Raw genomic sequence first — 12,971 nt, 5'->3', positions numbered from 1 at the left:
CTCCAGATGGCGTGAATCAGAGGTTGAAACTCGTTTCGCAGGCGCGCAAGGCGCCTTGCAACTCGTCAAGCAGCGCTTGGGGATCGTCCAGGCCGATCGACAGACGGATGACAGGGCCTTGGACGTCGCAGAAATTGCGCTTGGCCAGCTCTTCCGCCGGATAGAAAGCAGCGATGCTGCGCACACCTCCCCAGCTGGCGCCGATGGAGATCAGCTTCAGATTCCCGAACAGCGCCCGGTAAGCGTCGTAGGGGCCGTCCAGCAGCTGCAGCGACAACACGCAGCCGGACTGCTTGAAGTCACGCGCCCAGAGCGCATGGTCCGGCGCGCCGGGCAGCGCGGGAAAGAGCATCCGGCGCACCAGGCGATGCGCTGCGAGCCGCTCGGCGATCAACTGAGCGCTGGTCGCCTGGCGCTCCATGCGCACCTGCATCGTGTCCAGACCTCGGGCAACCAGGAAGCAGTCCTCCGGGCTCACGGCCAGTCCCATCTGCGACTGGAGTCCGCGCAAGGACTTGTACAGGCCTTCGTCGTTGGTCGCGATGCTGCCCATCAACACGTCCGAATGGCCGCCCATGTACTTGGTGCAGGCGTGAATGCACAGGTCGACACCACGTGCCAAGGCCGCGAATCCCAGCGGACTGGCCCAGGTGTTGTCGATGGCGGTCAGTACGCCACGGGCACGCGCCACGGCGGTGATCGCCGGCACGTCTTCCACTTCCATCGTCACCGTGCCGGGGGACTCCAGCCAGATGAGGCGCGTGTTCGGACGCACCAGGCGTTCGATGTCCGCACCGATCCGCGGCGGATAGAACTCGACCTCGATGCCGAGCGCTTGCAGCCGCTCGACGGCGAAGGACTTGGCCAGGCCGTAGGCGGCGTCGGTCATCAGCAGGTGATCACCCTTCTTGAGCAACGCCAGGAGCGCGCTGCAGATCGCCGCCTGCCCGGAGGGAAAGACGACGCAATGTGCGGCGCCGTCCAGTTCGGCGATGCGTGTCTCCAGGGCGCGCTGCGTCGGCGTGCCCGTGGTGCCGTAGCTGAAGCCATCCGGCAGACGGGTGCGGCGATTCACGAAATCGTCGAGTGAATCGAAGACGACGGTGGAGGCACGCCACACCGGCGGGACCAGGCTGGCGAATGCACCGCGAGGAGAGGTGCCAAGATTGGGGATGGAAGAGTTCACGATGGAAGACGGGGCTGTTCGTTGGACGTGCGATCAGTTGACAGGTGCGGATTCGATGAGCTGCAGCGCCTGCTTCATCTGGTCGACGGCCATGTTCTCGAGATCGGTGTAGACCTTCATCTCCACCGACAGACGGGCGAAGGTTTCCTTGGCCGCGGCGATCTTGGCCGGGTCGTTGGTCTTCGGATTGGCCAGTGCCGCCTCCAGGCGCTTGTACTCGCTGGTGAGGAAGGCCGGTTGTTCGCCGATGGCGCGCAGGCCGGCGTTGGTCATCGAGCGGATGCGCAACACCATCTTCACGTCCGACTGCTCCATCTCGCCCTGCGCACGCTCCAGCGCGAGCTTCGCGGCCAGCGCCTGCTGACTATCGGGATTTTTGGTGGCGGCGATGGTCTGGAACCTGGCGATGTCGCCGGAAAAATCGTGCGCCCACGCAGGTGCGGCACATGCGAGGACGGTCATTGCAAGAACTGTTTGAAGTTTCATGTCGCTTCTCCGGAAGGTGGCTGAAGACGCCAACTCTAGGACGACAGGGATAATCTGATTCGCGCTCGAAATTCTTTCTCCATAAGCGGTTGTTATATGTTGCTCCGAGAGATCGAGGTGTTCCGTTCCGTGATGTCCGTTGGCTCCGCGAGCAAGGCGGCCGCGCTCCTGGGCGTCACGCAGCCCGCCATCAGCCAGTCGTTGCGCAGGCTCGAGGAAGCGGCGGGATTCCCGCTGTTTCGCAGGCTGCGGGGTCGGCTGCAGCCCACGCCCGAAGCGCATGCCTTGCTGGTCGAGGTCGAGCGCGTCTTCGTGGGTCTCAGCAGCATCGAGCACCGCATGCGCAGCCTCAAGCGCTTTGGCGTCAACACGCTGCGCATGGCGGTCTATCCGGCCTTCGGCCTGACCTTCGTCCCGCGGGTTCTGTCCCGGCTGGTGGCCGAGCGCCGCGACAGCGACGCCCGGCCGCAGATTTCGCTGCAGGTGCTCAGCTCGCGGGAGGTGCACGAGGCCGTGCTGGGGCGGCAGGTCGACTTCGGGCTGATGGCCGACGAGATGCCGACGACAGGCCTGGAGCACTCCGAGTTCGCGCGCTTCCCGGGTGTAGTGGTAATGCATGCGAAGCACCGCCTGACCAAGGCCAGGGCCATCCAGCCGCATCAGCTCGCGGAAGAGCCATTCCTTGCACTCAACCCCGAGGACGCATCCCGGCGACGTCTGGAACGCGCCTTGGCGGAGTGCAACGTCGGGTTGAGCGTGCTGGTCGAGACCCCCTACGCGGCGAGCGTGTGCGAGATGGCCTTGAGCGGGATGGGCATCGGGTTCGTCAATCCGGTCACCGCAATGGAATACGCTCAACGCGGTCTGGCCATCCGTCCGCTGTCCCTGGAAGTCTCCTTCGCGGGGGTGTTGGTGCTTCCCCCTGGGCAGCCGCTGTCCGGCCTCGCCCTGCGAGTGCTTCAGCTCATGCGCATCCAGTTGGCCGAAGACCAGAAGGCCCTCGCGAATCTCCTCAAACCCCGCGCCGCATAGCGCCACTACAGCCGATTGAGGCCGATGTCCCGTGCGTGGCGGATCACTTCGGCGGGTAGCCGGCTTCCGTCAGGGCCGCGATCACAGATGCGCGGTCTTCGGCGCTGTCGACGCGTACCGTCTTGGTCGGCAGGTCGACTTCGATCTTCGCTGCGGCGTCCAGATTCTTGACGGCCTGGGCGATCCGGCTCGCGCAGCCACCGCAGGACATTGACTGGATGACGAACTCTTGCATGAGAGACTCCTTGATTGAAAGTGGTTCCAGTTTCAGGCTTGACATCGTGTGAAGGTCAAGTGACTGGCATCAAATCCTTCAACGGCGTGGTTTCTTGCATTCAGGCTTTTCAAGAGGCCGGGCGAAGCGAATCGCAGGAACAGTTGGTCAGCGTCCTCGAGACTTGTCTCTGCGAGGCAGACGCAAGGGGGGCTGAATGCATACGGACAAGGACGCCGCCGGGCCTCTAAGACTGGCCGGCGGCGGACGCGATGTCTGTCAGACGCTCGCGCTACCAGGATTCGGCGGTCATCGAACGCCCCGCCGACGGCGCTTGGCTTTCCTCGAACCACTCAAGCGAGTTGAGCCCTGGTGTTTGTCGCCAGCGGGGTCTCTCTTTCGATGCTTCCGGCGCTGCCACACGATGGCGGCCACGAAGATGACAACTCCAACGAGCCAGGCGACGAACATCGTGCCGACAACATTGGTTGAAACCCATCGTCCCGTCACATACATGCCTACCTCCTGAGGCGAGGGCAGCTCTGGACGCATGGCGTCATTCAATGAAGCCCCGCGATGTAATCGGACACAGCCTTGATCTCGCGATCGTTGAGCTTCGCTGCAACGCCGCTCATGGGCACGCTGTTGAGTCGCCCTCCATCGCGAAACGCGGTCAGCTGCGCGGCGATGTATTCGGCGTGTTGTCCGCCCAGTCGGGGGTACTGGATCGGGATGCCCGCCCCGTTGGGGCTGTGACAGCCCGCGCAGGCCGGCACACTGCGGTCCCCGACGCCGCCGCGATAGATCTTCTCGCCCAACGCCACCAGATCCTTGTCCTTCGCAAACCCCGGCTTGATGGGCTTGGAGCCCAGGAACCAGGCGACGTCGCGCATTTCCTGCTCGGAGAGCGTCGCCGCCATGCCGCTCATGACTGCGCTTTTTCTCTTGCCGGATTTGAACTCCTGCAGTTGCTTGAGCAGGTACTCAGGATGCTGCTGGGCCAGCTTGGGATTGGCGGGGATAGCCGAGTTTCCATCCCCGCTGTGGCACGCGGCGCATGACTTGCCATTGAAGACGACTTCGCCGTTCGCAATGTCGGGTTTTGCCGATTTGGCGGAGACTCTGTCGATCGGCGCTGGCAGGGCAGGATCGGCCGCGAAAGAAAAGCCGGAGGACAATCCGCCCAGAGCGGCTAGCAAAAGAGGCGCGAACAATTTCATGGGGTGCTCAGGTTTGGGGGGAGGCTGGCTGCAAAGATGGCCGGAGATCGTGCGCAGGCCGAGTCAGCCGGGTGGCACTTGTGCATGCGACAACACGCGAATGGCTGTGCCGCACCTGTCGACGTTGGCCGAAACGATGTCGCCCAACTCGGCGGATGTCGCCGGATTCAGCATCACGACGTGCGCGTGGCGCTGCCCGTGGAGCGATCGACCAGGATCGCGAAGCGCTGTCCGGCAAGTTCGTCGGCGCCGGCCGTCTTCCTGCAATTCAATCTCTTCGATGAAGCTGCCACGGTTGTAGACGTGCATCGGTGAGAAGCAGCCGGCCCCAATATTCTGGGTCGTCACGTAGTCCTCACCATCGCAGAGGCGCGACTTGTTCAACAGGATATGCCGTGGCAGTCTTTCGCACCGGTGGAGCAGATCGTTCGGGCGTGCGTCCTCGAAACAGTGCAGGGAACCTGCGTCGAGCCAGATGTCATTCCTGCACAGCGCCTGGTGAAGATGCGCTCAGCGAGCTGATTCGATCTTCGTGACCATGATCTTTCCGTCGATCTTTTCCGCCTGGAAGCGGACCTTGACGCCGGTCTCGACCTTGTCGAGCATGGCGTCGTCCTTGACCCCGAACACCATCGTCATGTCAGGCATGTCCAGGTTCTTGAGCGGGCCGTGCTTGATCGTGAGCTTCTTGTTGTCCTTGTCCACCTTGCGGATCTCGCCTTCGGTGAGATCCGACGCCGCGGCAGCATCCGCTGCGCCGGCGGCCGGTGCCTTCTCGGACATGCCCGGCATGTCGGACTTGGAAGATTGCGCGCTGGCCGTGCCAGCGAACGAGAGTGCGGCAACGAATGCCAAGAGTGCGATGCGAATGTTCGACATGAGAATCTCCTTGGATATGAATGAAATTGAAGCCCGCCGCGTCCCGATAGAGGCCCGCGGCGGGCGTTTGGCGCTTACTTCCCGGTCTTGGTCACGTTCACGGCGCCCTTCATGCCGGCGTCGTAGTGGCCCGGCTGCAGGCAAGCGAAGTCGACCTTTCCGGCCTGGGTGAACTGCCAGACGATCTCGCCGCTCCTGCCCGCGGCCAGCGTCACCATGTTCGGATCGGAGTGCTCCATCTCCGGGTTCTTCTTCATGACTTCGTAGTGCTCCTTGAGCTCCTTCTCCGTCCCGATCACGAGTTCGTGCTTGAGCTGGCCGGAGTTCTTGATGACAAAGCGCACGGTCTCACCTTGCTTGACGCTGATGTTGGCCGGCGTGAAGCGCATGCTGTCGGTCATGTCGACGTTGATGGTGCGCGTCGCCTTGGTGGCCACGCCGGGCTTGCCGATCGCCTCGTCGGCATCGTGGCCGTGGCCACCGGCATGGGTGCCCGACGCCGAAGCGCCGGCGGCGGCCAGTGCGAGCAGTGCAGCGAGAGTGGTGTTGCGGAAGGTGTGTTTCATGGTTTTCCTTTGAGAGGTTGGAAGGTTTGAGGGGAGTGGAAAAAATGTCAGTGGCCGGAATGACCGCTGGCGGGCTTGCGGATCTGAACTTCGATGTTCTTGGCGGGCATGTTCCGAGCGGGCATCGCGGCTGCGCCGGCGCCGCGCTGGCGCGGGGTTTCCGGCGGCGGGCCGTCCAGTTCGTAGGCGACCGTGCCTTTGGGGTGCTTGAACCAGCCGGGATTGGAGTAGTCACCGGCCTTCTGGTTTTTGCGCACCTTGACCACACTGAACATGCCGCCCATCTCGACCGAGCCGAACGGGCCTTCGCCCGTCATCATTCGCGCGGTGTTGTCCGGGATCGGCATTTCCATCTCGGCCATGTCCGCCATGCCGCGCTCGCCCATGACCATGTAGTCCGGCACCAGGTTCGAGATCTGCTTGGCGACGTCCTTGTGGTCCAGGCCGATCATGGTCGGCACGTCGTGGCCCATGGCGTTCATCGTGTGATGGCTCTTGTGGCAATGGAAGGCCCAGTCGCCTTCTTCGTCGGCCAGGAAATCGATCTGGCGCATCTGGCCGACCGCCACGTCCGTGGTCACCTCGTACTGCCTGGAACTCTTGGGTGTCGGTCCCCCATCGGTGCCCGTGACCAGGAACTCGTGCCCATGCAGGTGGATCGGGTGGTTTGTCATCGTCAGGTTGCCGATGCGGATGCGCACCTTGTCGTTGAGCCTGACGTTGAGCGAGTCGATACCGGGGAAGATCCGGCTGTTCCAGGACCACAGGTTGAAGTCCAGCATCGTCATGATCTTGGGCGTGGCGCTGCCGGGCTCCACGTCGTAGGCGTTGAGCAGGAACACGAAGTCGCGGTCGACCTTCTCGATCAGCGGATGCTCGGCCTTCGGATGCGTCACCCAGAAACCCATCATTCCCATCGCCATCTGCGTCATCTCGTCCGCGTGCGGGTGGTACATGAAGGTGCCGGGACGGCGCGCCACGAATTCGTAGACGAAGGTCTTGCCCGGACGGATCGGCGGCTGGTTCAGGCCTGCGACCCCATCCATGCCGTTGGGCAGGCGCTGGCCGTGCCAGTGCACGCTGGTGTGCTCGGGCAGCTTGTTGGTCACGAAGATCCGCACCCGGTCGCCTTCCACCACTTCGATGGTGGGGCCGGGCGACTGGCCGTTGTAGCCCCACAGATTGGCCTTGAAGCCCGGCGCCATCTCGCGCACCACGGGCTCGGCCACCAGGTGGAACTCCTTCACGCCATTGTTCATGCGCCAGGGCAGGGTCCAGCCGTTGAGCGTGACCACGGGGTTGTAGGGGCGTCCGCTCGAGGGCATCAGCGGAGGCATGGTGTTGGGCGTCGTCTGGAGCACAGGCTCGGGCAAGGCGGCCATGGCCACCTTGCTCACGCTCGCGGTTGCAATGGCGCCCGTGATGGCACCGGCACCGCTCAGGAAATTGCGTCTGTTGGTCATGTCGTTCAAATCGTTGATGAGCCCGGGGGCACTAGTGGGCGGCGCCAGTGGAGGCGCCTTCGCCACCCGAGCTGGCCGTCGCGGCGCCCATGGACGTGGGCTTGCCCATCACGGAAGCCGCGAGGGCGGCGTCGGCCAGCCAGAACTGCTGCTGGGCGTTGATGGCGTTGGTCACGCTGGAGATCTGGTCGCGCGCTTCGGCCAGCAGTTCGAAGACGCCGATCAGCATGCCGTTGTAGCGAAGCACGTTTTCGTCGGCCATGGCCTGGCGCAGCGGCACGATCTCGTCGCGGTAGTGCCGCGCGATGTCGTAGGCCGTGCGGTAGGCCGAGTAGCCTTCGCGCAACTGCGAAGAAGCGCCGCGCACGGTGGCGTCATATCGGTTGGCCGCGGCCAGGGACTGAGCGTTCAATGCATCGCGTTGCGCAGAACCCCAGTCGAACAGCGGCAACCGGATGTCGAGCTCGAAGCCACGCCGGGTGCTCTTGGTGCCCTCCGCGTTGTCGAACACTGTGTCGCGACGACCACCCACTTCGACGTCGATGAAGGTCGACAGCAGGTTGATGCCCTGCGACTTGCCTGCCACATCCAGCTGGGCGCGGGCGAGCTGGACATCGAGACGCTGCTCCGTCGCAGTGGCTGCGACTTCCTTCGCCTCGCGAGGTGCCTTCGGCAGGTCGGGCAAACGCTCGGGCAAGGTCAGCTTGGCGGCCTGGGCATCGTCCAGTCCCAGGACACGGATCAGTTCCTCGCGCGCGGCCGTCATGGCGTGCTGCGCGGAGGCGAGCTGAGTGGTTGCGTCTGCATGGAACACCTGCTGGCGCGCGCGCTGGAGCTTGCTGAAGTTGCCGATGAGCTGCATCCGGCGTGCGAGCTCGGCGCTGGCCTGGGCTGACTTGTTGACCTGCTCCGCGTACTGCAACGATTGCTGTGCGGCGACGGCACGGACCCAGGTCTGTCTGACCTGGGTGACCTGGTCGACCACGGCGCCTGTCAGCTGGACATTGGCCTGGTTGGCCTGGCTCTTCGAGATCGACAAGCGCTGCGGCAGCAAGATGAGGTCCACCAGCCCGAAGGACAACAGACGTCCGAGCTCGAGTTCGCTGTTCAGGCGCATGCGCTCGAACGTGAAGATCGGGTTGGGCAGCCGGCTGCTCTGGTTTGCGGCAGCAATGTCGCCCCAGCTCTGGGCAATCAGGGCCTGGACGGAGGGACTGTTGGCCAGGGCGAGTTGCACCGCATCGTTCTGCGACAGCGGCTTGGCCAGCAGTTCCTGCGTCAACGCAGAGCGGCGATCACGCTGCTCCTGGGTCCGGCTGAGTTCGAGCTTGCCGCCGGTGAACTGCTTGGCATTGGTGTTCGTGTCCTTCAGGGCGTCGTCGATATCGACCGAGGCGCACCCGGCCAGAAATGCGGCTGCGACGGCGATGGCCGTCAAACGCAAGGCGCGCTTCATGGCTTCTCCTTCTTCGCAGGCATAGGCATGGAATGGCCTGGCTGCGTGGCAGGTGCAGCGGCTGCGCCCTTGGGCGATTCGGCCTCAGCCGTGCCGGTGCCCGACGCCTCCTTGGCGTAGGCTTGCCAGCCACCGCGGCGGTAGACCGTCTCGTTGGCCTCCTTCCAGGGGATGGGCTTTTCGTCAGCAAAGGATTGATAGCCTTCGAGCGCGGATTTAAAGGTCAGGACTGGCGGCGGTGCCGCGGTCGCGGCCGAGCCAGCAGATGTAGGTGCGGGAGGTGGCGTGGGCGCAGGCTGGGCCACGGCGGCCAGTGCCACCATAGCGGGGAAAACAGCCAGCCAACGGGCTGACGATGAATGGAACATGGGGTTCTCGCAAGTTCATGAACGGATTGCGTGCGAGCTGCCCGAAAGGGCATGACGCAGGCGATGCATGAGCGTCCGCGGCGGCCCGTGACGCGAGTCACAGGCGCACGAACGCGTTAGGCGCGAGGAGGCTTGTCGAGTACGCGCGGCGCGAGCGTGACCATCGTGATGGCCGGCTCCACCAGATCGGCGTGCGGAAGATCGTGGAAGACGGCCAGGTCCAACGTGCTGGTCAGCGCCGTGGCATGGCACGCGCCGCACGTGCCGCACTTGTGCATCGTGTCAGGCTCCGCACTTGCGGTCTTGTCGGTGCCGTCTTTCGCCGGTGGCTTGGCGGCCTGTGCCGCCTCGTGGTGATGGTCGCTGCGCCCGTCGGCATGCGGAGACCGGGCATGGTCATGCCCCCCGGACAGCTCGACAGACATGTCGGCCATCGCACCGGCATGTCCGGGTCCGCAAAAGACCATGGCTGCCGCCGCGTACCCCTGAAAGGGCACGGCGAACATCACGATCCAGAGAACGAACAGGCGAACCCGATACATGCGCAGCATTCTGGTTGGAGCGGTGTGTCAGGTGGCCCGTGCGTATATCCAGTTCTGCGCACAACCCTCAGGGTTGCGCCTGCGCACGAGCCTTGCTCGTGTCGGCCTTGGGCGCTGGCAGGGGCGCACCGAGCCTTGCCGCGGCGTCCCAGTTGGGCTGCTTCTGCGCGGCTTCCAGTTCGGCCGCCACCTGGGCATCGGTCTTGGCGGCGCCGGCCTCGGCCGGGTGGTAGACCACGCCGGCTTCGTTCGGCGCGAAGTGAGAGGAACCTTCCGCGTAGGCCGCGAGCGGTGCGACGAACGCGCCGCCCACGCCTGCGGCGAGTGCGAACGAAAGGATTTGACGGTTCTTCATGATGGTCTCCTTCAACGGTTGGCTCAATTTCGTGAGCTGCACTGAACTCGCCTGGATCGACAACCGAGCCGGCGGTGCCAGCCTGTCGACCGGCATGCAAGCACTCTAGGAAGCCAGTCCGCCAATCACCCATCACTTGGATTACAAAGAAGTAATCCACGCACGAGACCTCGCGCCGTACCATTTGGCGATGCGCATACTGGTCATCGAAGACGAACACAAGCTCGGCGATTACCTCGTGAAGGGACTCACCGAGAGCGGCTTCGTGGTCGACCTCGCGCGCACCGGTATCGAGGGACGCAGCCTTGCGCTCGATGGGGACTACGACCTTCTGGTTCTCGACGTGATGCTTCCTGGCATCGACGGCTTTGCGGTGCTGGATGCAGTGCGCAAATCCAGATCGATGCCGGTGCTGATGCTGACAGCGCGTGACGAAGTAACCGATCGGGTGCGCGGACTCCAAAGCGGTGCGGACGACTATCTTGCCAAGCCGTTCGCCTTCTCCGAATTGCTCGCCCGAATGCAGGCCCTCCTGCGTCGCGGCAAGTTGCACGAGGTGTCGAACTACGTGCTCAAGGACCTGCGCCTCGATGTGGTTGCGCGCAAGGCCTCGCGCAACGGACATCGGCTCGAGTTGACCGCCAAGGAGTTCGCGCTGTTGACCCTGCTCATGCGCCGCCAGGGCAACGTGCTGTCGCGCACGCAGTTGGCTGAGCAGGTGTGGGACATGAATTTCGACAGCGACACCAACCTGGTGGAAGTGGCCATCCGGCGGCTGCGCAGCAAGATCGACGATCCTTTCGAAGAGAAGTTGCTGCACACGGTGCGCGGCATGGGGTATGTGCTGGAGAGCCGGCAGGGCAGCGGATCGTGAACGCCATCGAAACCATCGGAGAGTCCAGCGCCGTAGCCGACCCCGTGGCTGTCAAGTCGGCGGCAACCGATGCGGCCTCCAACACCGAGAGCACAGGCTCCATCCAGGCCGCGCTGTCTCGCTGGTTTGCGGCGCAGGCCTTGATCGGCCTCAGCCTCGTCTGCGTGGCGATCTACGCCGTCACGGCGTGGAGCTTTCAAGTCAAGCAGGCCAGCGAGTTCGAGCGCCAGTCCGAACTGATCAGGCATCTGATCCAGGAGTCGCGGGGCGATACAGGGACGGACGGGTTGCGTCACAAGCTGGACGATTTCTTCCTCACGCATGCCGAGATCAGCCTGGTGCTTCGCCGCGGCGACGAGACCATCTACTCGACCACGCCCACCCGGGCATCCGCGCGCTGGCTGTGGAAGCCGACAGAAGAGCATCCGGCACAGCCGGGTGAGGCCACCATGCAACTGCAGCTCGGCATCGACATCCAGGAAGACTCCCGGCTCCTGAGTCGGCTTGCCTGGACGCTGGTCGGCGCGGTCGTGCTGGGGTCCGCAATGATCGCCCTGACCGGTGCGCTGCTGGTGCGCCGGGGCCTGAAACCCTTGAAGAAGCTGATTCGGCAGACCGCAGCCACGGGACCGGCACACCCCGGACGGCGTATCGATCCCTCCCCGTATGCCTCCGAAATCACCCCTTGGGTCGCGCAGTTCAACGCAGTGCTCGACCGGGCCGAACAGGCCTATCAGCAGCTGGAATCGTTCAACGCGGATGTCGCGCACGAACTGCGCACGCCGCTGGCCAACCTGATCGGGATGGTGGAGGTGGAACTGGCGCGGCCCAGATCGGTCGAGGAACTACGCGATGCCCTGCTGTCGGCACTCGAAGAAGCAAGGCGCGTCTCTGCGATCGTGATCGACATGCTCTTTTTGTCCCACGCGGACCGTGGGGCGGTTGCACGCCGCTCGGCCCCGGTCAGCCTGGCCGACCAGGTGCGCACGGTGCTGGACTTTCATGAGGCCACGCTGGAAGACGTCGGACTGAAGGTGCATGTCAGCGGCGATGCGACTATTGGCGTCGACGCCGCACTGGTGCGTCGGGCATTGTCGAACCTGCTGAGCAACGCTAGCCGGTATGCGACGCCCGGCTCCACGATCGCGGTTGCTATCGACATGCAACCCGATGGCGCCTGGATCAAGGTTGCCAACCGGGGCGAGCCGGTCTCCGCTGATGTGTTGCCTAATCTTTTCAAGCGCTTCTTTCGGGCGGAACGGTCTCGCACCGATTCGTCGGAGCACCACGGACTCGGCCTGGCAATAGTGGCCGCGATCGCGCGAATGCATGGAGGCCAGACCCGCGCCACATCCCGATCCGGCGTCACCGAGATCAGCTTTTCCATGACGCCGGAAGGCTGATACGCCTTGCTTACCGCGTCGTTCTCCTCCCTGACGACGCGCGAGCCACCTTTGCCTCATGCGGCCTGTTGCTAGATTTGGCTGTAAGTCGACTGCTAGAGATTCCTGCGCGAAACACTGACCCGGCCAGATCGAGCCGTGCTTCAATCAATGGCGTCGTGCCCTGCGCACTTCAACCTTCTGCGCTCATGTCTCCTGGTCTTGAAGTTCTCATCGGTCACTGGAAGGTCGACCCACTAAGCACCTACAACTCGTGGTTTCTGTGGGAAGAGCGGCTGAAGAACTTCCGTTCCATCCGCCGTGGCCTGGCCTAGGTGGTCAAGGACATTGATGCTGGCACCTTCGGCAGCGCGTTCTGCGGCTCTTCGCTCGAGACGGTCGTGGGTTCGGTGGCAGAGCAGCGCCAGATCTTCAAGGGCGCCGAGCACGCGTTTCTCTGGAAGCCCAAGCTGCGCATCCCCGACATCTATGAGAACGCCGCCAACCAGCGCGCCTTCGCCCGACTGCTGCATGCGTGCGACTGTTGCGATAACGCCTAGGAGGTGATCGAGGCCATCCGCCGGATCGACGCGCATCAGATCAAAGGCCTTGGGCCGGCTGTGGCGAACTTGCTGTACTTCGTTCATCCCACGATCGTGATGCCGTTCAACACGGCGATCGTGAAGGGCTACAACGCGGTCACCGGCAGCAACGTCAAGCTCGGCAAGTGGGACCATTACCTTTCCATGCGCGACGGCTGCCTTCGGCTGAACGACCAGCACCGCCAGTTGCTGTCCAACGACATGGGCGCACTGGCAGGCCTCCTCTTCGATATCGGCTCAGGCCGGCACGCGGCGCCGCCGCGCACAAGCGCTGGGCCACCGATTTCTCATCTGCTTTGACACATTGAAGATGTGTCGTCATCGCGGACGTTAACGCGGTGATGGA

At 63.8% G+C, this 12,971-nt stretch carries 15 protein-coding genes and 1 pseudogene; 4 read left to right on the top strand and 12 right to left on the bottom strand.

Features of this window, described 5'->3' with window-relative positions:
* Positions 1-16 precede the first annotated feature (16 nt).
* Together ACEN9N_RS11780 and ACEN9N_RS11775 are read right to left on the bottom strand one after the other, a co-directional pair.
* Entirely contained in the window at positions 17-1,186 is a 1,170-nt protein-coding gene (locus tag ACEN9N_RS11780; protein ID WP_495656117.1) for a trans-sulfuration enzyme family protein, read from the bottom strand.
* Positions 1,187-1,219: 33 nt separating this feature from the next.
* Positions 1,220-1,672 (bottom strand): hypothetical protein, encoded by a 453-nt coding sequence (locus ACEN9N_RS11775; RefSeq protein WP_495656116.1) that lies wholly within the window; start codon positions 1,670-1,672, stop codon positions 1,220-1,222.
* A gap of 96 nt (positions 1,673-1,768) precedes the next feature.
* Between ACEN9N_RS11775 and ACEN9N_RS11770 the strand changes: the two genes are divergently transcribed.
* Positions 1,769-2,704 carry a LysR substrate-binding domain-containing protein gene (locus ACEN9N_RS11770; protein WP_495656115.1) on the top strand — a complete coding sequence of 312 codons (936 nt, stop codon included), beginning with the start codon at positions 1,769-1,771 and terminating at the stop codon, positions 2,702-2,704.
* 43 nt (positions 2,705-2,747) lie between these two features.
* Here the strand turns inward: ACEN9N_RS11770 and ACEN9N_RS11765 are convergent, their stop codons facing one another.
* The 10 genes from ACEN9N_RS11765 to ACEN9N_RS11720 all read right to left on the bottom strand — a co-directional run bounded on the left by ACEN9N_RS11765 (position 2,748) and on the right by ACEN9N_RS11720 (position 9,767).
* The gene (locus tag ACEN9N_RS11765; RefSeq protein ID WP_007828393.1) at positions 2,748-2,939 is read right to left on the bottom strand and encodes a heavy-metal-associated domain-containing protein; all 192 of its coding nucleotides are present in this window, start codon (positions 2,937-2,939) and stop codon (positions 2,748-2,750) included.
* A 539-nt stretch (positions 2,940-3,478) separates the two neighbouring features.
* On the bottom strand, positions 3,479-4,138 hold the full coding sequence (locus ACEN9N_RS11760) for a c-type cytochrome (RefSeq protein WP_495656114.1): 660 nt from the start codon (positions 4,136-4,138) through the stop codon (positions 3,479-3,481).
* Positions 4,139-4,201: 63 nt separating this feature from the next.
* The gene (locus ACEN9N_RS11755; RefSeq protein ID WP_478180264.1) at positions 4,202-4,522 is read right to left on the bottom strand and encodes a hypothetical protein; all 321 of its coding nucleotides are present in this window, start codon (positions 4,520-4,522) and stop codon (positions 4,202-4,204) included.
* A 126-nt stretch (positions 4,523-4,648) separates the two neighbouring features.
* Positions 4,649-5,017 (bottom strand): copper-binding protein, encoded by a 369-nt coding sequence (locus tag ACEN9N_RS11750; RefSeq protein WP_495656113.1) that lies wholly within the window; start codon positions 5,015-5,017, stop codon positions 4,649-4,651.
* A 74-nt stretch (positions 5,018-5,091) separates the two neighbouring features.
* Complete coding sequence (locus ACEN9N_RS11745; protein ID WP_495656112.1) at positions 5,092-5,583, bottom strand: cupredoxin domain-containing protein; 492 nt, start codon at positions 5,581-5,583, stop codon at positions 5,092-5,094.
* A 47-nt stretch (positions 5,584-5,630) separates the two neighbouring features.
* Positions 5,631-7,046 (bottom strand): multicopper oxidase family protein, encoded by a 1,416-nt coding sequence (locus ACEN9N_RS11740; RefSeq protein WP_007828403.1) that lies wholly within the window; start codon positions 7,044-7,046, stop codon positions 5,631-5,633.
* 31 nt (positions 7,047-7,077) lie between these two features.
* Complete coding sequence (locus tag ACEN9N_RS11735; RefSeq protein ID WP_413331441.1) at positions 7,078-8,502, bottom strand: TolC family protein; 1,425 nt, start codon at positions 8,500-8,502, stop codon at positions 7,078-7,080.
* Positions 8,499-8,870, bottom strand: a complete 372-nt coding sequence (locus ACEN9N_RS11730; RefSeq protein ID WP_157632097.1) for a hypothetical protein — start codon at positions 8,868-8,870, stop codon at positions 8,499-8,501. The genes ACEN9N_RS11735 and ACEN9N_RS11730 overlap by 4 nt, the downstream gene beginning before the upstream one ends.
* Positions 8,871-8,986: 116 nt before the next feature.
* A complete protein-coding gene (locus ACEN9N_RS11725) occupies positions 8,987-9,421 on the bottom strand; it encodes a hypothetical protein (RefSeq protein WP_007828408.1) in 435 nt (144 codons plus the stop codon).
* A 58-nt stretch (positions 9,422-9,479) separates the two neighbouring features.
* Positions 9,480-9,767: a hypothetical protein gene (locus ACEN9N_RS11720; RefSeq protein ID WP_007828410.1), complete on the bottom strand. Its 288-nt coding sequence runs from the start codon at positions 9,765-9,767 to the stop codon at positions 9,480-9,482.
* A 190-nt stretch (positions 9,768-9,957) separates the two neighbouring features.
* On the opposite strand from ACEN9N_RS11720, the gene ACEN9N_RS11715 reads away from it, so the two are divergent.
* From ACEN9N_RS11715 to ACEN9N_RS11705, 3 genes and pseudogenes are all read left to right on the top strand, one after another.
* Entirely contained in the window at positions 9,958-10,641 is a 684-nt protein-coding gene (locus ACEN9N_RS11715) for a heavy metal response regulator transcription factor (protein WP_495656374.1), read from the top strand.
* Positions 10,638-12,044, top strand: coding sequence for a heavy metal sensor histidine kinase (locus ACEN9N_RS11710; protein WP_495656111.1), 1,407 nt, complete (start codon positions 10,638-10,640; stop codon positions 12,042-12,044). The genes ACEN9N_RS11715 and ACEN9N_RS11710 overlap by 4 nt, the downstream gene beginning before the upstream one ends.
* Before the next feature lie 188 nt (positions 12,045-12,232).
* A pseudogene (locus tag ACEN9N_RS11705) lies at positions 12,233-12,889 on the top strand (type II restriction endonuclease); the annotation flags it as partial.
* Between the last annotated feature and the right edge of the window lie 82 nt (positions 12,890-12,971).

Source organism: Variovorax sp. Varisp46, from assembly GCF_059491885.1.
The sequence above is the reverse complement of the archived record's forward strand: the minus strand, read 5'-3'. Positions and strand labels throughout refer to the sequence as shown.

What these genes read in the sequence shown, in the direction of transcription:
- ACEN9N_RS11725 (WP_007828408.1), bottom strand. Translation starts at nt 9,421, where the DNA reads ATGCTGCGCATGTATCGGGTTCGCCTGTTCGTTCTCTGGATCGTGATG.
- ACEN9N_RS11750 (WP_495656113.1), bottom strand. Translation starts at nt 5,017, where the DNA reads ATGTCGAACATTCGCATCGCACTCTTGGCATTCGTTGCCGCACTCTCG.
- ACEN9N_RS11730 (WP_157632097.1), bottom strand. Translation starts at nt 8,870, where the DNA reads ATGTTCCATTCATCGTCAGCCCGTTGGCTGGCTGTTTTCCCCGCTATG.
- ACEN9N_RS11735 (WP_413331441.1), bottom strand. Translation starts at nt 8,502, where the DNA reads ATGAAGCGCGCCTTGCGTTTGACGGCCATCGCCGTCGCAGCCGCATTT.
- ACEN9N_RS11760 (WP_495656114.1), bottom strand. Translation starts at nt 4,138, where the DNA reads ATGAAATTGTTCGCGCCTCTTTTGCTAGCCGCTCTGGGCGGATTGTCC.
- ACEN9N_RS11715 (WP_495656374.1), top strand. Translation starts at nt 9,958, where the DNA reads ATGCGCATACTGGTCATCGAAGACGAACACAAGCTCGGCGATTACCTC.
- ACEN9N_RS11740 (WP_007828403.1), bottom strand. Translation starts at nt 7,046, where the DNA reads ATGACCAACAGACGCAATTTCCTGAGCGGTGCCGGTGCCATCACGGGC.
- ACEN9N_RS11775 (WP_495656116.1), bottom strand. Translation starts at nt 1,672, where the DNA reads ATGAAACTTCAAACAGTTCTTGCAATGACCGTCCTCGCATGTGCCGCA.
- ACEN9N_RS11745 (WP_495656112.1), bottom strand. Translation starts at nt 5,583, where the DNA reads ATGAAACACACCTTCCGCAACACCACTCTCGCTGCACTGCTCGCACTG.
- ACEN9N_RS11770 (WP_495656115.1), top strand. Translation starts at nt 1,769, where the DNA reads ATGTTGCTCCGAGAGATCGAGGTGTTCCGTTCCGTGATGTCCGTTGGC.
- ACEN9N_RS11765 (WP_007828393.1), bottom strand. Translation starts at nt 2,939, where the DNA reads ATGCAAGAGTTCGTCATCCAGTCAATGTCCTGCGGTGGCTGCGCGAGC.
- ACEN9N_RS11720 (WP_007828410.1), bottom strand. Translation starts at nt 9,767, where the DNA reads ATGAAGAACCGTCAAATCCTTTCGTTCGCACTCGCCGCAGGCGTGGGC.